The sequence below is a fragment of the Streptococcus parasanguinis genome, assembly GCF_031582885.1.
Taxonomy (GTDB): domain Bacteria; phylum Bacillota; class Bacilli; order Lactobacillales; family Streptococcaceae; genus Streptococcus; species Streptococcus parasanguinis_M.
In genome coordinates, this window is sequence record NZ_CP133988.1 from 838,145 (window position 1) to 859,803 (window position 21,659).

Genomic DNA, 21,659 nt, shown 5'->3' on the forward strand with positions numbered 1-21,659 from the left:
ACGTTTGTTTTAAAGGGGGAATTCTGCTATAATATGTCAAAATAACGTGGAGGTTTCCTTATGGCCAGTGAATATGAAAAAATGATTGCGGGTGACTATTATAGACCTGCGGACCCTGAATTACGGGCTTTAGCCCAAGCCTCTCGGGAGAAACAAGAAGCTTTTAACCAAGAGGTGGATCCTAAAAAAGGGGCAGCTATCATCAAAGAGTGGTTTGGATCAACCGGTGAAAACCTCTATCTCAATCGTCAGGTTCTTGTGGATTATGGGGTCAATATCCATCTGGGAGAAAATTTCTATGCCAATTACAATTTGACCATGTTGGATATCTGTCCCATTACGATTGGAAAGAATGCTATGATTGGTCCCAATTGCCAATTTTTGACGCCCTTGCACCCGCTGGATCCAGATGAGCGCAGTTCTGGTCTGGAGTATGGCGCACCGATTAGGATAGGGGACAATTTCTGGGCAGGAGGAGGCGTCACCATTCTTCCTGGTGTGACACTGGGCGACAATGTGGTCGCTGGCGCAGGAGCAGTGGTCACAAAATCCTTTGGAGACAATGTGGTCCTTGGAGGAAACCCAGCCCGTGTCATCAAAGAAATACCCGTCAAAAAGGAGAAACGATGATCCATACGCACGAAATTCCTATTTTAGAGTTTGACGACAACCCACAGGCAGTCATTATGCCGACTCATGAGGGGATCGATGTGCACTTGCCTGAAAAATGCGTTTATGCTTTCTTAGCGGATGAGATCGATCGCTTTGCGAAAGCTGTCGGAGCTGAGCAAGTAGCTAGCTTTGTCTCAGCTACCAAGGTCTATCCGGTCTATGTTATGGAGGACCAAGGAGAGGAGATCTGCTTGGCTCAAGCGCCAGTTGGATCTGCCCCTGCTGCTCAATTCATGGATTGGTTGATTGGCTATGGGGTGAAGAAGATTATATCGGCAGGTAGCTGTGGGGTCTTGGTGGACATAGAAGAAAATGCTTTTTTAATCCCGACCAAGGCCTTGCGAGATGAGGGAGCCAGTTACCATTATGTAGCGCCTTCCCGTTATATCGAGGTGGATAGTCGTGCACTGACCGCTATTGAAACGGTCTTGAAAGGAAAAGAAATTCCTTATCAAGAGGTCATGACCTGGTCGACCGATGGCTTTTATAGGGAAACGCCTGACAAGGTGGCCTATCGGATTGAAGAAGGGTGTAGTGTGGTGGAGATGGAGTGTGCATCGCTTGCAGCAGTCGCCCAGCTTCGTGAGGCAATTTGGGGCTTGCTTCTCTTTACCGCAGATTCTCTTGCAGATCTGGAAAATTATGACCAGCGTAACTGGGGCTCTGAAGCATTTGAGAAGGCCTTAGAATTATGCCTAGAAATGGTTCATTACTTGTAGGTCTATTCTCTTTTTATGATACAATGAAGCTATGTTAGTGAAATCATATTTTAAACAATGGCGGGCCAAATTGACTCGCTTGTCTCCAGCAAGGCGGATCTTTCTCAGCTTTGCCTTGGTTATCCTGATAGGCTCTCTCTTACTGAGTTTGCCCTTTGTCCAGCAAGTAAGCTCAACAGCAGGCTACATCGACCACCTCTTTACCGCGGTCTCTATGGTCTGTGTGACAGGGCTCTTTACCCAGTCGGTGGCTTCGACCTATAATGGCTGGGGGCAATTGATTTGTATGCTCTTGATTCAGATTGGAGGCCTAGGGATTTTGACCTTTATTGGTCTCTTCTTTATGGAAAGTCGCCAAAAGCTCAGTTTCAAGGACCGGCAGACTATTCGGGACAGCTTTAGCTTTAGCAATAATCAAAGCTTGACCCGTTTTGTCCGCTCCATCTTTATTACCACCTTTACCATCGAAGGTGTCGGGGCCTTGCTCCTCATGACTCGCTTTATTCCTCGCTTTGGCTGGGGCCATGGGATCTTTAACTCCATCTTTGTCGCAGTTTCCGCCTTTTGTAATGCGGGCTTTGATAATTTTGGGGGCGATAGTATGATGAGTTTCCAGACCGATTGGTTGGTCAATCTGACCTTATCTGCTCTGATCATTACTGGGGGCTTGGGCTTCATGGTCTGGTTTGACCTAGCCACCAAGGCCCGTAACCAATCAGGACGACGGACTCTTCGCTTTCATACCAAGGTGGTTCTCTGGTTAACAGCTGCTATCCTTCTGTTTGGGACAGTGACCAGTCTCTTGACAGAGTTTGATAATCCAGCAACGATTGGGTCCCTGCCATTGGGAGAGAAGATTTTGGTCAGCTTCTTCCAAACTGTCAGTATGCGGACAGCTGGCTTTGCCTCACTGGATTATACTGCAGTCCGACCAGTAACGCTCTTTGTCTATATCCTCCAGATGTTTCTAGGTGGGGCACCAGGTGGTACAGCAGGAGGGATGAAGATCACCACCTTCTTGGTCTTGATCCTCTTAGCTCGCAAGGAATTGCTCGGATTGCCACATACCAATTTAGGAAAACGAACGATCGCACCTGACTTGGTGCAACGTTCTTTGGGCACAGCAGTGATTTTCCAGTTGACCTTTATCCTGGGTCTCTTTGGCCTTTGTCTTGTGACGCCGGATGGTCAACGTTTTCTGTACCTGGTCTTTGAGGTGGTATCGGCTTTAGCGACAGTGGGCGTGACGGCTAATGTGACCTCGACCTTAAATGGAGCAGGGCTGGGCATCATCATGCTGCTCATGTTTATTGGGCGGATCGGCCCCTTGACCCTTATGGTCAGCTTGAACAATTACAAGGCCAAAAAGGCAGATGCCTTGCAATATGCCAAGGCAGACATCATTATCGGATAGGAGAGACTTATGGCAAATCGAACCATTGGAATTCTGGGATTAGGGATTTTTGGACAGAGTGTCTTAAAAACCCTGCAGGACCAGGATGTGGATATCATTGCAATTGACGATCATGAAGATGTGATCAACCAGTATGAATCTATGATTACAACTGGGATTGTTGGAGACATTACGGAAATGGACCTCTTGGATGCGGCAGATATTGGGAACTGTGACACAGTCGTCATTGCGACGGGAGAAAACTTGGAATCAAGTGTCCTGGCGGTCATGCACTGTAAGGCACTTGGCGTCGAGCACGTCATTGCCAAGGTCAAGAATGAAGTGACCAAGGAAGTCCTTGAGAAGATTGGAGCTGATTTGGTCATCCTACCAGAGGTAGAAGCGGGGATGTCTCTAGCTAAGATGATCCTCTTCCAACACGGGATTGAAGTCTTCCAGTTGGATGAAGCAGTGGTGGTGGCTGAGTTTACGGTTCCAGCTAGCTGGGTGGGAAAAAGCCTTCAGGACTTGGCTGTCAGAGAGGAGTACCATCTCAATATTATCGGCTATCGAGATGCGGAAGACCAACCGCTTCATATTCAGATTGGTCCCGACTTTATCTGGCCTGAAGGGGTGCGCGTGATGGCGGTGACAGACAACCAATATTTAGATAGAATCCAAGATTTGTTAGACTAATAGTGTAATGGAAACGGCCGAAAGGTCGTTTTTTTCTTCTCTAGGTTAACTCTTCTTTAAGCGTTGATTGCTAAAGTAAGAGAAACAAAAATACTTCCATTATGGGAATAGAAGGATGAAAGATGACATTTTTTAACAGGATACGACCCAAACAGCCCTTAAAAGAGCTCAAATGGTTTGATATTGGTATTGTGACGGCCATTCTCTTTGGGCAATTCATTGTCCGCTCGACCCAGCTGTTTTTTGCCAGTTTTCAGCCAGTCGCGCAGACTGCAGTAGCCACAAGCAGTAGCAATACTGCAAGTGAAGGAGCTGCTTATTCCAGCAATATGACCTTGCAGTTGATCTTGCTGGCTCTAGCTCTTCTTTACTTGCTACTCCGTCGCTTTGATTTTAAACAATTGCCGATCCGCTTCAAGTGGTCCACCTTGATCTGGGTGCCTTTGCTCTTTGCAGCGATGGGACTTTTTGGGGATGTGATCTCAACGGTTTCGGGTGAATACAATTACCTAAGCCCGAGTCTTTGGCCCTTTATCGATCCCATGCAGATCCTCCATAAGTTCATGGCTCTGAGTCCCATGGCAATTGCTTATGGTTTGCTCAATGGATTTTATGAAGAATTTTTCTTTTTGGGCTTAATGACTTCGGTGAGTGAGAAGAGCAAGTGGAAGGCACTGGCCTTTTCAACCCTGATCCGTTTTTCTTTCCACACCTATCAAGGGCTTCTCTGGGCCTTTGTGATTGGCGTCATTTATGGACTCTTTTATTACGTCATGTACAAGAAGGTCGTCAAGAATCTCTTGCCATTTTTCCTCATGCATGCCTTGGCAGATATGTTTGGCTCGAGTCTCAAGTATCTCTTGATCCATTGGGGAAGTTGATCTTATAAAATTTTAGGAAAGGCTCTGTCAAGTGTTGACAGGCCTTTTTTTGAGTGCTATAGTAAAATCGTAAGCGCTTACCTAGCGAAGTGAAGCAGATGAAAAGAGGGCGAGTCGGATGCCCTATAAAAAGAGGAGGACAGACAAATGGCAGGACCAGTGATAAAGGGAGAAAACTATCGGATCTCCGTATTAACGGAATCCTTGGTGCGCTTGGAATACTCAGAGGATGGTGTTTTTGAAGATGGTCAGACGCAAGTTGTACAACATCGAGATTTTGGACCTGTTGCTTGTGAGGTTGTAGAGACAGAAGCTGTTCTCGACCTTCATACAGAGCATCTCCACCTCTATTTTGAAAAGGGACCTTTTGCACCGGATCGGCTTTTTATTGAGCTCAAGGGTCAGTATGCAGTCTATGGGAGCAGGTGGCACTATGGAGATCAGCCGGAGACCTTAAAGGGGACCAGTCGAACGCTTGACGAGGTCGATGGGGCTATGGAGTTGCAAGATGGGATCTTGAGCAAGGCCGGTTATGCTCTTTTAGACGATTCCGCTTCCTATTTGTATGATGACGAAAGCGGTTTTAGAGCACGGCCCTATCCAGAAGTGGATCTGTATTTCTTCGGTTATGGGCGCGATTATCTAGGTGCCTTAAAAGATTTTTACCATCTGACAGGACAGCCCCCACTCTTGCCACGTTATGCTCTGGGAAACTGGTGGAGTCGCTATTGGCCTTATACCAGTCAGGAGTATACAGATTTGATGGATCGGTTCAAAGCAGAAGGGGTGCCTCTTGCAGTCAGTGTGATCGATATGGACTGGCACAAGACGGCGATTCCTGCTCGCTTTGGAAGTGGTTGGACTGGCTATAGTTGGAACCGGGATTTGATTCCTGATCCAGCTGCCTTCTTAAATGGCCTGCATGAGCGTGGTTTAAAGGTGACCTTAAATGTCCATCCGGCAGATGGAATTCGCGCTTTCGAAGATGCTTATCCCATGGTCGCAAAACGCTTGGGACTGGATACTGAAAAAGAAGAAGCGGCTAGCTTTGACTTTTATAGTCCAGCCTTTCGCGAAGCTTATTTCGAAGATGTCCACCATCCTTTGGAAGATCAAGGAGTCGACTTTTGGTGGATTGATTGGCAACAGGGAAGTCATGGCAAGATGGATCCCCTTTGGTTGTTAAATCACTATCATTATCTAGACAATTGTCGAAAAGGCCAAGCTGGTCTCATCTTATCGCGTTATGGGGGTCCTGGCAGCCATCGGTATCCGATTGGTTTTTCAGGGGACACTATTGTGACTTGGGAATCCCTAGCCTTTCAACCCTATTTTACCAGTACAGCTTCCAATATCGGCTACACCTGGTGGAGTCATGATATCGGTGGCCATATGCGGGGCTACTATGATGAAGACTTGGCTCTTCGTTGGTTGCAGTTTGGGGTTTTTAGCCCGATTAATCGACTTCATAGTTCTTGTAATGCCTTTAACAGCAAGGAACCGTGGTTTTACTCGCCTGAGACCTGTCGCTTGATGAAGCAGTATTTGCGCCTGCGCCATGGCCTACTACCTTATCTCTACACCATGAATGTGGCGACGCACGAAGAAGGCCTGCCTTTGGTTCAACCCCTTTATTACCACTATCCAAATGAAGAAGAGGCTTATGAAGCGAAGAATCAATATTTCTTTGGCAGTGAACTCATGGTGGCGCCAATTACCGAAGCGCTGGATCCTGTCTTTCATAGTGCTTCTGTGAGCGTTTGGTTCCCAGACGGCGTTTGGTACGATTTCTTCCATGATTGGAAGTATGAAGGAAGAGGCAAGCTCACGGTCTTTAGGACCAGCCAGGATATTCCAGTCTTTGCACGTGCGGGAGCTATCATCCCTATGGATGCACAACCACAGACAGGAGTGGACCTTCCAGAAATGCTGGACTGGCATCTCTTCCCAGGTGACAATCGTTCCTTCGTACTCGTCGAAGGAGAAGGAGCTAGCAAGGTTGAAACCCGCCTAACAGTCGATTGGGATGAAAGAAAGATTAGGCTGGATCTATCAGGTGATCTAGCCTTGCTTCCTGAAAAGAGACAGCACCGTTTCTTGCTCCATACCTTTGAGACGGACCCTATCATAGTGGACAATCAAAGTCAGGAAATTGCGATGGGTGAGCTGCAATCGCATCCTATTGCCAAAGAAGGTCGGATGTTTGAGCTCTTAAAATCTGCCAACCTGGCCTACGATAGGAAAAACGAATTATTTGCGGCTTGTTCAAGAGCCAAGGATTGGAAACAGCTGATGAAGGTCATCACGCCTTTGGAGGAAGGCTTGCGCCAACGTCTCTTTGAAGTGATTTATTCCAGTGAAGAGGGAGAAGACTTGTAAACTCTTGCAATATCACCCCTATTTTTGTATGATGAAAGTGATTTCACAATCATAAAGGAGAAGAAAAAATGGAACAAAAATGGTGGCATAATGCCGTAATTTACCAAGTTTATCCAAAAAGTTTCAAGGATAGTAATGGCGATGGCATCGGGGATCTCAAGGGGATTACGAGCAAGCTTGACTATTTGGAAAAGCTAGGGATTACAGCTATCTGGCTCTCACCAGTCTACAAGAGTCCCATGGATGATAACGGCTATGACATCTCGGATTACGAGGATATTGCCTCCATCTTTGGTACCATGGAAGATATGGAAGAATTGATCGCAGAAGGTCATAAACGCAAGATCAAAATCATCATGGACTTGGTGGTCAACCATACGTCTGATGAGCATGCTTGGTTTATCGAGGCGCGTGAAAACCCAGACAGTCCAAAGCGGGATTTCTATATTTGGCGCGATGAGCCCAATGGCATTATTTCTGCTTTTAGTGGCTCTGCTTGGGAGTTCGATGAAGCTTCAGGCCAATACTACCTGCATAACTTTAGCAAGAAGCAACCAGACCTCAACTGGGAAAATGAGGAGCTCCGTCATCAGATCTATGACATGATGAATTTTTGGATTGATAAGGGAATTGGCGGCTTCCGTATGGATGTGATCGATATGATCGGTAAGATCCCAGATCAGGAAATCATCAGCAATGGTCCCATGCTCCATCCTTACTTGAAGGAAATGAATCAAGCGACCTTTGGCGATAAGGATCTGCTCACGGTGGGAGAAACTTGGGGGGCGACTCCAGAGATTGCCAAGCAATACTCCAATCCAAAAAATCAAGAATTGTCCATGGTCTTCCAATTTGAACACATTGGCCTTCAATACCAACCGGGTCAACCAAAGTGGCACTACGCCAAGGAATTGGATGTGACTAAATTGAAGGAAATTTTCACTAAGTGGCAGACGGAATTAGGAGAAGAGGAAGGCTGGAATTCCCTCTTTTGGAACAACCACGATTTGCCACGGATTGTGTCAACTTGGGGGGATGATGGCGACTATCGTGTCAAATCTGCCAAGGCTTTAGCGATTCTGCTTCACTTGATGAAGGGAACTCCGTATATCTATCAAGGGGAAGAAATCGGGATGACCAATTATCCATTTAAGAGCCTTGAGGATGTAGAAGATATCGAGTCAATCAACTATGCTCATGAAGCCTTAGAAAAAGGGGTTCCGCTTGAAGTGATCATGGATCAAATCCGCCATATTGGTCGGGACAATGCACGGACACCGATGCAGTGGAATGATGAAGCAGAAGCTGGCTTTACGACAGGCCGTCCATGGCTTGCGGTCAACCCAAACTACAAAGAGATCAATGTGGAGGCTGCCCTAGCAGATCCAGACTCTATTTTCTATACCTACCAAGCCCTCATTGCTTTGAGAAAAGAGCACCCTTGGCTTGTGACAGCTGATTATGAATTGGTGGACGCAGCAGACAAGGTTTTTGCCTACAAGCGGGTAGAAGGAGAGCACGCCTATTTGGTGGTTGTCAATCTCTCCAGTCAAGAGCAAGACTTACCGCTCGTCAATGGGGTTGAAGAGGTTCTCATTGCCAATACCAAAGTAGAACAAGTCCTCGAATCAGGCAGGTTGGCCCCTTGGGATGCCTTCTGTGTTAAATTAGCCTAATGAAGCAAATGAAAAAATAGGGGAAATTACTTCCTCGTAGAAGCAGGTCTTTCTCGATAGAGAAGGCCTTCTTTACTTTTTAGGGGCTGTTTTTCTAGCAGAATCCGCTCAAAATCCGCTCAAAAATGGTTCAGGGACGCTTGGGCTATAGGAAATATTTATAAGAAGTCCTAGTTTTTGATTTTGATTTCTGCTCTCAAGGCCCATTAAATCTGTGTTATAGTTTTTGGCTATATCAAAATTCGTGTAAAAGCAATTATACAAGACGGCTATCTTCTGATATGATAGTGTCAATTAGAATTTTTGGAGGACACAACATGTCAACTACAATTATCGGTTTCCCACGTTTGGGTGAATTCCGTGAATTAAAATTTACAACTGAAAAATACTTTAGAAAAGAAATCTCAGCAGACGAGCTCTTGGCAGCTGCTAAAGACTTGCGTGCAAAACACTGGAACATTGTTAAAGAACAAGGCATCTCAGAGATTCCTTCAAATGACTTCTCACACTACGACAATTTCCTTGATGCAGCCTTCCTTTTCAACGTCGTGCCTGCATCTGTTCAAAACTTGGATTTGACAGACCTTGAACAATACTTCGCTTTGGCGCGTGGTTACCAAGGTGAAAAAGGGGATGTCCGTGCCCTTCCAATGAAAAAATGGTTCAACACCAACTACCATTACATCGTTCCTAAATTTGAAAAAACAACAGAAGTGAAATTGGCTGGTCACAAGATTTTTGATGAGTACCAAGAAGCCAAAGAATTGGGCATCAACACTCGTCCAGTAGTCGTTGGACCATTCACTTTCCTTCAATTATCTGACTTTGAAGATGGTGTGAAAGCTGAGGACTTCGTAGACAGCTTGGTTGCTGCTTACCAAGAAGTCTTTGCCAAATTGGCTGAGCTTGGTGCGACTCGTATTCAACTCGATGAGCCAGCTCTTGTCAAAGATTTGTCAGCTGAAGAAAAAGCTCTCTTCTTGAACCTCTACAACAAACTCTTGGCTGACAAGAAAGGTCTTGAAGTCTTGATCCAAACTTACTTTGGTGATGTTCGTGATGTCTACAATGACCTTGTAAACTTGCCAGTAGATGGTATCGGTCTTGACTTTGTTGAAGGGAAGAAAACACTTGAATTGGTGAAAGGTGGCTTCCCAGCTGATAAGACCCTTTATGCTGGTATTGTGAATGGGAAAAACATCTGGCGTAACAACTACGAGAAGAGTCTTGCAATTCTTGAACAAGTTCCAGCTGAAAAGGTTGTCTTGACGACTTCTTGCTCCCTTCTTCATGTGCCATTTACAACGGCTAACGAAGATTTTGAACCAGCTATTTTGAACCACTTCGCCTTTGCGGTTGAAAAATTGGGTGAATTACGTGACTTGGATGCCATCCGCAATGGTCAAGGAGCAGAAGCTCTTGCTGCCAACAAAGAACTCTTTGCAACAGAACGCGTTGGAGCAAATGCTGAACTTCATGCTCGCATCGCAGCTTTGACAGAAGCAGACTACACTCGCTTGCCAGCCTTTGCAGAACGGGAAGAAATCCAAAAAGAAGCCTTCAAGCTTCCAGCACTTCCAACCACTACCATTGGTTCATTCCCTCAAACTAAGGAAGTACGTGCCAAACGTTTGGCCTTCCGTAAGGGTGAATTGACTCAAGAAGAATATGATGCCTTCCTTGCTGAAACGATCGACGAATGGATCAAATGGCAAGAAGAAGTTGGATTTGACGTGCTTGTACACGGTGAATTCGAGCGGAACGACATGGTTGAGTACTTCGGTCAAAACTTGTCTGGTTACCTCTTCTCTAAGAATGGTTGGGTACAATCATACGGTATGCGTGGGGTGAAACCACCAATCATCTGGGGTGATGTGACTCGTCTTAACCCAATCACTGTGAAATGGTCTAGCTACGCACAAAGTCGTACGGACAAACCTGTTAAAGGGATGTTGACTGGACCTGTTACCATCCTTAACTGGTCATTCCCACGTGAAGATATCTCTATCAAGGATTCTACTCTTCAAATCGCTCTTGCCATCAAGGATGAAGTTCTTGACCTTGAAGCTGCAGGCGTGAAGATCATCCAAATCGACGAGGCTGCTCTTCGTGAAAAATTGCCACTCCGTCGTAGCGACTGGTACGAAGACTACCTTGACTGGGCGATTCCAGCCTTCCGTTTGGTACACTCAACTGTTGCACCAGACACACAAATCCACACTCACATGTGTTACTCAGAATTTACAGATATCATCCCAGCTATCGACAACTTGGATGCAGACGTCATCTCATTTGAAGCTAGCCGTTCAAACCTTGAAATCTTGGATGAGTTGAAAGCCAAAAACTTCCAAACAGAAGTTGGACCTGGGGTTTACGATATCCACTCACCACGTGTCCCACAAGACGGTGAAATCGATCACACTATTGAAGCAATCTTGGCAAAAGTACCAAGTGGCAAAGTTTGGATCAACCCTGACTGTGGTTTGAAGACTCGTGGAATTAAAGAAACAAAAGAAAGCTTGATCAAACTCGTTAATGCTGCTAAAGAAGCGCGTGAACACTTGTAAGAAATGTTTCGAGGACCTTCTATCATCGTGTAGAGGGTTTTCGAATCGTTCCCTTATCCTAGAAATAGTGGCTCAGAGTTCTTGATCAAAGAAACAAAAGAAAAGGATAGAATATGTCACAACACACACCGTCTCTGTCATTTGAAGTTTTTCCTCCAAATCCTGAAGTAGGCAATGCCAAACTCTTACGTGCTTTGGCAAATATGCAGGAGCTAGCTCCTCACTTTATTAGTGTGACCGCTAGCAATAATAAATACAATATCAAAGAGACGACGGTTGCTTTAGCCAATTACATTCAAAATGAATTGTCTATTCCGACGATTGCTCACTTGCCAGCCGTCTATTTGAGCAAGGAAAAAGTGGCCGATACTCTTCATGAGTTAGATGAAGTAGGAGTTCATCGGATTTTGGCTCTGCGTGGGGATATTATCCCTGGTGTGGAACCTTTAAAAGACTTTCGTTATGCAACGGATCTGATTGAATTTATTAAAACAGAAGCTCCCCATTTTGAGGTGATTGGTGCTTGCTATCCTGAGGGACATCCGGATTCTCCAAACCAAATTTCAGATATTCAAAATCTTAAAAAGAAGGTAGATGCAGGGTGCTCTAGTTTGGTCACTCAACTTTTCTTTGACAATGAGCGTTTCTATGATTTTCAAGATAAGTGTACTTTAGCTGGGATCAATGTTCCTATTCATGCAGGAGTGATGCCGATTCTCAATCGCAATCAGGCCCTTCGTCTCCTTAAGACTTGTGAAAATGTTCATATCCCACGGAAGTTTAAAGCGATTTTAGACAAGTATGAGCATGATCCAAAGTCTCTTCGCGCAGCTGGCTTGGCTTATGCAGTCGATCAAATTGTTGATTTGGTTACTCAAGATGTGGCAGGTGTCCATCTTTACACCATGAACAATGAAGATGTCGCTTACCACGTCTACCAAGCAACAAAGGCTTTATTTGCTCATCAACCGAATTTTGAAGTGAATTAATCAACACTTTTAGTAGGAAGTGTAGAGATTGAGAAAGAATCGTTCTCAGTCTCTTTTTATTTGGATAAATTACTTGCTAAAAGCCAACTTTTTTTTTATAGTATTAATATGAAGTTTTTGGAGGCGCTTGCAATGAAGAAAAGTCTGAAGTTGAAGTTATTTGGACCCCCTAAGGTTGTTTTCAATCAGAAAACTATTCGGTTTTCTTTCTCGAAGATGGAGGCCTTGCTTTATTACTTGGCAGTCATGGGCCAGGTCAACCGAGATGAAATCGCCGGTATTCTTTGGGGAGATAAGGAAAACCAAGTAGCTCGCAAAAACTTACGGAATACGGTTTACCAAGCCAATAAAATTTTTGAAGGAGATATCATTGTCTCTCCAAGTCGGAGCAGTTTGGCCCTTAATCCTGATTTGAGCCTTTCTTTGGATGTCAAACTCTTTGAAAGAGATCCACTAAGTGCCTTGGATCTTTATCGGGGAGACTTTTTAGAGGGCTTCTATGTCAAGGATGATGAAGACTTTGATCAGTGGGCTTCTCGCAAACGGGATGCTTATAGGAAGCTCTATGTCGAAAACTGCTATCAAAAAATTGAGCAGGTCGGTTTTGCAGATCCTAGTATAGAACTCTTGCTCCATCATTTGGTAGAGCTGGATGAATTTGAAGAGAAAAATTACCAGCTCTTGATGGAGTATTATAGCTTCCATCATCAGCTAGGAAAATTTTTCGAGACCTATTATAAGCTAGTCGATTTATTGGATCGCGAGCTCAGTGTGCGTCCCAGTCGAGCGATTGAGGAACTTTATCACTCTGTTTTGGAAGCCAAACGAACTCATAAACTGAGTCATCGCATAAATATCCATGAACTTCCCTTTTTTGGTCGGAAGCAAGAACTCTCGCAGCTCGAGGAATACCTCTCTTTAGTCGAGACGGGTGAAGCGGTAGGGCCTTTTCTCGTGATGGGGCAATCTGGAACAGGCAAGAAACGTCTCTTACGGCAGTTGGTCTTGATGTCCAATCGCAGTTTTAATTTTATCAAGGTGGAAGGAAAAGCTACCAGTCAGCGCTATGAAGGAAGCGCCTGGAATGATCTCAGACAAGCGCTAGAGAAACTGGGGGATGAGATGGGAATTTCCCTTCTGGAAGAGGAGGATGATCTCATTTCTGTATGGAATCAGCTTCAGAGCCTTAGCAAAGAAAAACCGCTCCTGATCCTGCTTGAAAACGCCCAGTGGATCGATGCAGTGTCTCTAGAAAAAGTGAAACAACTAGAGGAGCGAAGAAACCAGGAGAAATGGCAACTGATTTTTACAGCTGAAGAGCCTCTGCCAGCTTCCTTCGTCAACTTCTTGGGGAGCTTGAAGGTAGAGAAAAGGCTGTCTCAACTAGAGTTGACCAATTTTGCCCCAAGTGAAAGTCGTGCTCTCTTGAAAGGGGAACTGGGAGCAATAGAGCCTGCAGTGATGGAGCAGATGGTCGAATGGAGTGAAGGCAGTCCGTTCTTTCTGTCCAGCTATATCGAAGAGTGGAAAGAAAATGAAAATTTAGAACCCTTGCCTGATATCATTCAAGCCTATCTTTCTCAGGAGCTTGGGGATATGAGCAGTGAGGAAGAGGCTCTTCTACACTACCTATCTTGTTTTCATAAGCCAATTTCTCTGTCTATCTTAGCAGAATTGACGGCTACAGAGCTTCCTGTTTTGACAGAATTAATCGAGCCTTTATCTGAAAGAGCGATCGTCTCAATCGTAGAAGAAGGAGAGGCTCTCATGGTTCAATTCTGCAAGCAATTGGTAGCCATGTACTTTTACCATCTTCTTTCGCCAGCTAGACGGCGGCTCTTCCACCAACAAATTGCGCAAAAATTGGAAGAAACTTTAGAAGATTCGACGGACCTTCTTCTTTATAAGGAAATTGCCTACCAATACAAACAATCCCAAAATCTTTTGCGTTCCATATCTTTTGAGTTGACCTATTTAGAAGAAATCCTTCAGCTGGAGCATGAGCTGTTTCCGATTTATTCCAAGGTAGATGAGGGGTTCCTATCAGATGGTACAAATAGCCATTTGGACATTTTTGGAGAGCTATCCCGCATTCGCCAAGAATTAGATAACCTCTTTTCAAGGCACCAAAGAGATAGAGAATACAAGCATTTACAACTGCGTTACTTGTACCTAGAAGGTCGCTATTTTATTCGAAGTGGGGAGTATCAAAAGGGGATTCATGATATCCAAAAAGTCATCTCCTATGCGCGGGAACTCAAGCAATCCGACTTCCTCTTAGAGGGTTATCGGCAAATCATTTATTATTGCATTCAAACGGAAAATATCTCTGAGATGGCCTATTATACAGATTTAGCTTTAGAAGATGCCATCCAAGCTAATAATCATGAGGTCATCGCGATCCAGTTGCGTTTGAAGGGCTTGTATCACCTGATGGTTGGGGATGAGGAGCAGGCAACCCGGCATCTGTATCGCTCTATTGATTGCTTTAGTTTGACCAATAGCATGCAGGCCAAGTATGCCATTCAAATTGCAGCTTCTTTGGCCTACCTCGCTGAAATCGAGCAAGTGAGAGGGCATTTCCAAGTAGCGGTCACCCACTTAGAAGAGGTTCTGCGTTTGGTGGGAGATCAAGCTGTTGATTCCGTCCGCGTCGTCTTTGATATTGATCTTGGGATCGCCTATTATTGGAAGGGAGATTTGATTCAAGCTCGCCTCTGTTTTGACAGAGCTCAGAAGATTTTGTCCAGTGTTCGTTTCCCTTGGAAGGAAGAATTGCTCGAATTTTACCAATCCTTGATTGCTTGTCAGCAAGGGGATCAGGAGAAGGTTGCGGATTATCTGGCTCGAAAAGAAAGGACGATGAATCCATCTGCCAATTCGCGGGATAAGGGGATGGTTCATTATCTATTGGCTTTCTTATCTAATCAAAAGGAGAAGGGAGAAGAGCTAGCTCCTGCCCTGAGCACCTTCTTGAAAGAAGATAAGAATTACTACAAGAAGGTGGCAGAACAACACTTGAATCCTTACAGAGATCGTCAGTTTCTTAAGAAATTAAAAGACCTGTAGTGTCTCTTATCTAAATCATAAGTGAAGGATAAGAGGCCATGCCTCCTTTCAGGCAAAGATCATTGTGCTGAAAATGAAAAAAGCATAGAAATACCCAAGCAATGAGTGTTTCTATGCTTTTTACGTGTGTAGAAATCTTCTTAGTTCAGTTTTTGTTGCGCCAATATTTGGGTCAAGTAAAAGATAAAGGTCGCAGCAAGATTTGAAGTATGATTGTCAATGTCATGAGGAGGAGAAACTTCCACGACATCAAATCCGACTAGTTTGCCACTAGCAGCAATGTGTTGGAGAAGCAGGAGGGCTAGTTTAGGATCGACACCAAGTGATTGGATGGCGCTAACACCAGGAGCAGAGCCGACCGCAAAGCAATCCATATCAATAGACAGATAGATCGCGGTTTGGTTTTCTAAAAATTGATCGATTCGATCCAGAATGGCTTGGTGGCTCATCTGGAAGAGATCTTGGCCAGTTAAAAAATCAATGCTTGGTGTTTTAGCAACGTAATTAAAGAGGAAGAGGTTATTATTGTGCTCTTGGATCCCCAGGATGAGGTAAGGGAAGTCCTGACCTTTTTCTTTAGCATGATCAGCCATTTGACGAAAACCTGTTCCAGAATTGGGACCGGTTTGGTCGTAAGGTCGCAAATCAAAGTGGGCATCCAGATTGATCACAGCCAGTTGTTCATCTTTTTCTAAACTGGATTGAATCCCTAGATAGTGGCCGTAAGCAGTTCCGTGACCGCCTCCTAGGACAATGGGTTGGATCCCTAATTGGTACATGCGCTGGATCGCTTGTGAGAGGCTTTCTTGGAGTTCTTCTAGTGAATGGTTAGGCCCGTCAATATTTCCCACATCATACACTGTCACATTGGTTCCCCAGTGCCATGGAAGTTTAGCGATTTGAGAACGGATGGCTGTAGGACCCTCGACTGCTCCTACACGCCCATTATTGATATAGACTCCTTTGTCACTCTTAAAGCCGATGATCCCAAAGGTCATACCCTCAAATGGAGTGAGGGTCTCGTCGTTTAGGTCTAAAAATTTGGTGACCATTCCCCATTTGGCCGTGTAGGGATTGTCCTCGATGCTACCTTGGTAGTAGCTGTAGGTCATTGGATAGTAGTTTGTGAGCAAGCTTGTCGCCTCCCTTATTTTTCTGAAAGCAGGCAGAGGCTGAGAAGATCGCCAGCCTCTGTTTTGCTTTATTCTTACTGTATCAGTATTGAATGCTTAAGTCAACTGCTTTTTCGATGGTTGCTAAGAATTCTTCGCTTTCGACAACAGCAGATGCTTTATTAAGTTCTTCAAAGATTTCGATATCTTTGTCAAATTCAATGAAGTTCAGTTTTTGACGAATCAGCTCATAAGCTGGTTTTGTACCTTTACCAAGTTCATGATTTTCTGGCTTGAGATCCAAGGCTTGGCAAGCTGCCATGATTTCAGTAGCAACGATGCGACGTGAGTTTTTAAGAATTTCTGCTGCTTTACGAGCGGCAGTCGTTCCCATGCTGACGAAATCTTCTTGGTTTTCACAAGATGGAATAGAATCGACACTAGCAGGGTGAGCCAAAATTTTATTTTCCGATGCAAGGGATGCACAAGCATACTGGGTAATCATGAAGCCTGAGTTGAGTCCAGGGTGTTTGACCAAGAAGGATGGTAATTTACTGAGTTGGCTGTTGACCAAGCGTTCCACCCGACGTTCAGATACGTTCCCAATTTCAGAAAGGGCAATGCCTAAGAAGTCAAATGGTTGCGCCATTGGTTCACCGTGGAAGTTACCTCCTGAGATGACGTGTCCTTCTTTGGTAATGATTGGGTTATCTGTGACAGAGTTGATTTCGATTTCAACTTTTTCTTTTACGTAAGCAATAGAATCCTTGCTGGCTCCATGGATTTGAGGGATACAGCGAAGTGTATAAGGATCTTGTACCCGTTGTTGAGTCGCAACAGTGGTATTCTTGCTTCCTTCAAGAAGGTTACGGATGTTGCGAGCAGTTGCCAATTGTCCACTTTGTGGGCGGATGGAATGAAGGTCTTCTTCGAATGGACTGGTAATTCCATTGTGAACTTCCATTGAGAGAGCACCAGCGATATCAGAGAGTTTGAGCAATTGGATACCATCATAAGTCGCAAGAGCACCGATACCCGTTAGGACGGTTGTACCGTTGATCAAGGCAAGCCCTTCTTTAGCAGCTAATTGGATCTTCTCAATTCCAGCACGATCTAAGGCTTCTTGACCACTGAGAAGTTCTCCTTTGTAGTAGGCGCGTCCAAGACCCAACATTGGTAAAACCATATGAGCAAGTGGTGCTAAGTCTCCAGAAGCTCCGAGAGAGCCTTTTTCAGGGATATAAGGAGTGACTCCTTTGTTGAGCAATTCTAACAGTTTTTCAACAGTTGACAGACGAATGCCAGAATAACCTTTCAAGAGTGAGTTGATACGGATCAGCATGATGGCACGAACGGCATCTTCAGGAAGTGGATCACCGAAGCCAGATGAGTGAGTTCGGATCAGGTTTTCTTGCAGTTGAACAGTATCTTCTGGAGAGATGCTGACATTACAGAGGGAACCAAAGCCAGTGGTTACACCATAGACGACTCGTTTTTCACGGACAATGTCATCAACGATTTTACGGGATGCGATAACGGCTTCTTTGGCTTGTTCATCAAGCTCACATTGGGCACCGTGCCGAGCTACAGCGATGACTTCTTCGAGTGTTAAGCTATTACCATCTAAATGAATCAATTGAGTCATATAAAACCTCCGATTATGAATAGTTGTTCTGTGGAAGTAGTGTTGTTTACTTCGGTTTGAATACCAAACATGGGCCCATTGTCTATTGATCATAAAAATTGAAAAGTGTCATAGAGAAAAGGGCTCAGGTTTGACATTCGTGGAGTCCTAGATGGGTTAGGGAGCAAAACTGAGCTTTGCTCCCGTCTCTGTTCCCATCTACTGTGTAAAGAAAATTAGTGAGGAAGGGTTTTCGATTTATGTAGTTTATCGCCGTGGAAAACAAAGTAAAGTCCACTTGCAATCACGAGACCGATGGCCCCCCAAACAAAGTTCATTAGGTTGTCCCCTGCAATCATCAAGATACTGATCACAACGGCTAGAACTGGGATAACGGGACCAAATGGTACTCGGAAGGTAACCTTTTTGTCTGGGTACATTTTTCTGAGTTTGATGGCTGCCAAAGCTGTTGGAATGTATTGGAAGAAACGGAAGACAACACTAAAGGTTGCTAAGGATTCAAAAGAGCCAGATAACAAGAGTAAGAAAGCGAAGATACCAGAAATGATAATGGCAATGACAGGGGCATTCTTAGAGTTTGTTTTTCCAAGCCCTTCTGGCAAGAGTTTTTCAGTTGCTAATGCGGCACCAAAACGAGGGACCATGATGGATTCACCGATGTTTAGACCGGCGATTGAAATGAGGGCTCCGTAAGAAACGAGTGGAGCTCCGATAGGGCCAATCATTTCGACAAATGCGTCTTGTACCGGTGCACCGGTTTGCATAATGCGACCACCAAGCATGGCGATTGTTCCAGCGATGATCAACATGTAGAGAACAGATACAATACTGATAGAACCTAGAATAGCGCGGGGAACGTTCTTTTCAGGGTTGCGCATTTCCCCTGCAACGATAGACATGGTTTCAAATCCGATGAAACCGTAGAAGATGTAGACGGCTGTACTAGAAATAGAACTGAAGAGGTTTGTTCCACTTTCCAATTGAAGGAAAGGTGTGAAGTTGCCTTTGCTCACGCCACCGGAAATGAAGAAGATGGCAAAGAGTGAGAAGAGGACAATTGGAATTAATTTTGCAACAGTAGCTGTCAGAGTAAACATCTTAGAGGTTTTCAGACCGGCAATGTTCATCAGACTCAAGAGAATCAGCATACCGATACTGATCGGAAGGTTGTAGCCTTCAAATGCTGGGAAGGTGATGATGAAGATCTTAGCAAAGCCGGCTAACATGGCAGCCCAAGCGATAACAGTAACGGCCCAACCGAGAATCCCAACGTTAAAGCCAACGAAGTCTCCGAAAGCGGCTTTTGAGTATTGCATGGCTCCACCGTTTTTGTCGAAGTAGCCAGCCGTTTCAGCCAGACAGGCTGATAGTAGCATGACGAGAATGGCAACCCCGAACATGACAGCTAGAGAAGCTGGTCCGAGGCCAGAATAAATTTTTTGAGGGAGGAGGAAGATACCAGATCCGATTACGGCGTTGATACCGTAAAGAGTGGCACCGCTAAAGCTGAATTTCGCTTTTTCTTGTTCCTCAATCGACTGTTTATGTGCTCCGTTCATAATGTTTCTCCTTTGTGAACATTATTGTAGTCCAGTCCAGATAGCAATCGGTTGCTCCCCAGACTGATGGGGTAAAAACGTGATTGTCATCTCTTGAAGAGGAGATGCTTGTTCGATCACCAGGAGCTCGTGAGTTTGGAGAGTTTGAGAATGATTGTTTCCCCATTCGAGTGTTAGTGGACAGAGAGCGTAGATCAATTGATAGCGACTCTGACTTTTGACACTCTCTTTTGGGGATATAGCACTCATATGCCCCTGATAAGAAGGTTTGTAAATCAAATTAAAGTCTTGACAAGTCCCTTGGCTAGATACAGGATCTCCCCCATCAAAGAAGTAGCTTTGAAAGGGGTTCAAAACCACTTCTTTATGGTGATGGGTGAGCCTAATGGAGGCATTCAAGGGCATCAAGATTCGGTGGTAGCCCGTGAGATCGGTAAAGTTACTTTTTTCGACCTCTACCGTTGCAGTAGAGAGGCGGAAGTCAAAGGTCCGATCTGGATAGCTTCCTCCCTCTGGGGAGAGAAAGAGTTGGGTGGTTTGGCCACCGGACCAGGTAGAAATTTGATAATCTGCGGGGGTAAGATGAAGGAGAGTCACCATAGGACGCCTTCTTTCTTAAAAGAGACCAGTGATATTGCCGTGGGCATCGATATCAATCTTTTCACTGGCAGGAACTTTAGGTAGGCCAGGCATGGTCATAATGGTACCAGTGAGAGCTACGATGAAGCCAGCTCCGGCAGCCACCTTAAGGTTACTGATTTTAACTGTGAAATCTTTTGGTGCTCCCATCTTCTTCGCATCGTCTGAGAAGGAATATTGGGTTTTGGCCATACAGATTGGGTAGTTTGAGAAGCCAAGAGCTTCCAATTCTTTGAGTTCGCGTTTGGCCGCTGGTGTTAAGCTAATGCCTTTACCACCATAGACTTTTGTGACGATCTTAGTCAATTTTGTTTCAATGCTGTCTTCTTCGTCATAGACATAAGAGAAGTGGTTTTCTTCTTGAGCCAGTTGAATGACTTTTTCAGCCAAGTCACGACCACCAGCTCCACCTTTTGCCCAGACATCTGAAATGACCACATCTACATTGCGTTTCTTACAAGATTCATAGACAGCTTCTAGCTCTGCTTCTGTATCCAGCGGGAATTTGTTGATGGCAACGACCACTGGTAGACCATAGACTTCTTGAATGTTGGCCAAGTGTTTGTCTAGGTTTGGTAGACCATCGATCACGGCTTGGACATTTTCGGTAGCCAAGTCTGCTTTGGCAACTCCACCATGCATCTTGAGAGCACGGATGGTTGCGACGAGGACAACGGCAGCAGGTTTGAGCCCGGCCATGCGGCACTTAATATCGATGAATTTTTCAGCACCGAGGTCTGCTCCAAAACCAGCTTCTGTCACGACATAGTCTGCATATTTGAGGGCTAGTTTAGTAGCCAGCACACTGTTACAGCCATGGGCGATATTGGCAAATGGTCCACCGTGGATGATGGCAGGAGTATGTTCTAAAGTCTGCACCAAGTTCGGATGAATGGCATCTTTGAGGACAGCTGCCATGGCCCCTCCAGCCTTGAGGTCTTTGGCTGTGACCGGTTGTCCTTGGTAGTTGTACCCGATAATGATGCGATCAAGACGTTCTTTGAGATCAAGGATATTTTCTGAGAGACAGAGAATGGCCATGATTTCAGAAGCCACGGTGATGTCAAAGCCATCTTCACGAGGAACTCCGTTTGTTTTTCCTTGAAGGCCATCGACAATATGACGGAGTTGACGGTCGTTCATGTCGACCACCCGTTTCCAAGTGATGCGACGAGAATCGATGCCCAACTCATTGCCATGATGGATGTGGTTGTCAATCAAGGCAGCAAGGAGGTTGTTGGCAATCCCAATGGCATGGAAGTCTCCGGTAAAGTGAAGGTTGATATCTTCCATTGGAACCACTTGGGCGTACCCACCACCGGCAGCTCCACCCTTGATCCCAAAGACAGGGCCAAGTGAAGGTTCGCGGAGGGCAATGACGGCTTTTTCACCAATAGCTGAAAGAGCATCGACCAAGCCAACAGAGGTGGTTGTCTTTCCTTCTCCAGCAGGTGTCGGAGAGATGGCCGTCACGAGGATCAGCTTTCCATCTTCCTTATCCTTGAGTTGTTCCAGTTGGTTGCTATCAATTTTTGCCTTGTATTTTCCGTAGAGCGAAATATCGTCTTCGGTCAATCCAAGTTCAGCAGCGATATCGGTGATGGGCTTCATTTGGACAGAATTGGCAATTTCAATATCCGATAAAACCATAGAATCCCTTCTT

General features: G+C 45.1%; 15 protein-coding genes. 10 read left to right on the top strand and 5 right to left on the bottom strand.

The annotated features are described in order from the left end of the window. The first annotated feature begins 60 nt into the window (after window positions 1-60). From RDV49_RS03985 to RDV49_RS04030, 10 genes are all read left to right on the top strand, one after another. Window positions 61-630 (top strand): sugar O-acetyltransferase, encoded by a 570-nt coding sequence (locus RDV49_RS03985; protein WP_310744365.1) that lies wholly within the window; start codon window positions 61-63, stop codon window positions 628-630. Beyond that, on the top strand, window positions 627-1,391 hold the full coding sequence (locus RDV49_RS03990; RefSeq protein WP_003008671.1) for a nucleoside phosphorylase: 765 nt from the start codon (window positions 627-629) through the stop codon (window positions 1,389-1,391). Before RDV49_RS03985 ends, RDV49_RS03990 begins: the two co-directional genes overlap by 4 nt. A 31-nt stretch (window positions 1,392-1,422) precedes the next feature. Beyond that, window positions 1,423-2,805 carry a TrkH family potassium uptake protein gene (locus tag RDV49_RS03995; RefSeq protein ID WP_003008669.1) on the top strand — a complete coding sequence of 461 codons (1,383 nt, stop codon included), beginning with the start codon at window positions 1,423-1,425 and terminating at the stop codon, window positions 2,803-2,805. A 9-nt stretch (window positions 2,806-2,814) separates the two neighbouring features. Then, on the top strand, window positions 2,815-3,480 hold the full coding sequence (locus RDV49_RS04000; protein ID WP_003008667.1) for a potassium channel family protein: 666 nt from the start codon (window positions 2,815-2,817) through the stop codon (window positions 3,478-3,480). A gap of 122 nt (window positions 3,481-3,602) precedes the next feature. Continuing rightward, window positions 3,603-4,361, top strand: coding sequence for a CPBP family intramembrane glutamic endopeptidase (locus RDV49_RS04005; protein WP_003008666.1), 759 nt, complete (start codon window positions 3,603-3,605; stop codon window positions 4,359-4,361). A 147-nt stretch (window positions 4,362-4,508) separates the two neighbouring features. Further along, window positions 4,509-6,740 carry a glycoside hydrolase family 31 protein gene (locus RDV49_RS04010; RefSeq protein ID WP_003008663.1) on the top strand — a complete coding sequence of 744 codons (2,232 nt, stop codon included), beginning with the start codon at window positions 4,509-4,511 and terminating at the stop codon, window positions 6,738-6,740. Window positions 6,741-6,808: 68 nt separating this feature from the next. After that, on the top strand, window positions 6,809-8,416 hold the full coding sequence (locus tag RDV49_RS04015; protein ID WP_003008661.1) for an alpha-glucosidase: 1,608 nt from the start codon (window positions 6,809-6,811) through the stop codon (window positions 8,414-8,416). 317 nt (window positions 8,417-8,733) lie between these two features. Beyond that, window positions 8,734-10,983 carry a 5-methyltetrahydropteroyltriglutamate--homocysteine S-methyltransferase gene (gene metE, locus RDV49_RS04020; protein ID WP_037608079.1) on the top strand — a complete coding sequence of 750 codons (2,250 nt, stop codon included), beginning with the start codon at window positions 8,734-8,736 and terminating at the stop codon, window positions 10,981-10,983. 113 nt (window positions 10,984-11,096) lie between these two features. Continuing rightward, entirely contained in the window at window positions 11,097-11,972 is an 876-nt protein-coding gene (gene metF, locus RDV49_RS04025; RefSeq protein ID WP_003008657.1) for a methylenetetrahydrofolate reductase [NAD(P)H], read from the top strand. A 132-nt stretch (window positions 11,973-12,104) separates the two neighbouring features. Then, on the top strand, window positions 12,105-15,041 hold the full coding sequence (locus RDV49_RS04030) for an ATP-binding protein (protein ID WP_037608076.1): 2,937 nt from the start codon (window positions 12,105-12,107) through the stop codon (window positions 15,039-15,041). Window positions 15,042-15,181: 140 nt separating this feature from the next. On the opposite strand, the gene hutG is transcribed toward RDV49_RS04030, so the two are convergent. The 5 genes from hutG to RDV49_RS04055 form a co-directional block, all read right to left on the bottom strand. Next, window positions 15,182-16,174 (bottom strand): formimidoylglutamase, encoded by a 993-nt coding sequence (gene hutG, locus RDV49_RS04035; RefSeq protein ID WP_003008653.1) that lies wholly within the window; start codon window positions 16,172-16,174, stop codon window positions 15,182-15,184. Window positions 16,175-16,256: 82 nt separating this feature from the next. Continuing rightward, a complete protein-coding gene (gene hutH, locus RDV49_RS04040; RefSeq protein ID WP_003008651.1) occupies window positions 16,257-17,798 on the bottom strand; it encodes a histidine ammonia-lyase in 1,542 nt (513 codons plus the stop codon). Window positions 17,799-18,013: 215 nt separating this feature from the next. Continuing rightward, window positions 18,014-19,357, bottom strand: coding sequence for an APC family permease (locus RDV49_RS04045; RefSeq protein ID WP_003008649.1), 1,344 nt, complete (start codon window positions 19,355-19,357; stop codon window positions 18,014-18,016). A gap of 21 nt (window positions 19,358-19,378) precedes the next feature. After that, on the bottom strand, window positions 19,379-19,957 hold the full coding sequence (locus tag RDV49_RS04050; protein ID WP_003008647.1) for a HutD/Ves family protein: 579 nt from the start codon (window positions 19,955-19,957) through the stop codon (window positions 19,379-19,381). Window positions 19,958-19,972: 15 nt separating this feature from the next. Continuing rightward, window positions 19,973-21,646, bottom strand: coding sequence for a formate--tetrahydrofolate ligase (locus RDV49_RS04055; RefSeq protein WP_003008645.1), 1,674 nt, complete (start codon window positions 21,644-21,646; stop codon window positions 19,973-19,975). Between the last annotated feature and the right edge of the window lie 13 nt (window positions 21,647-21,659).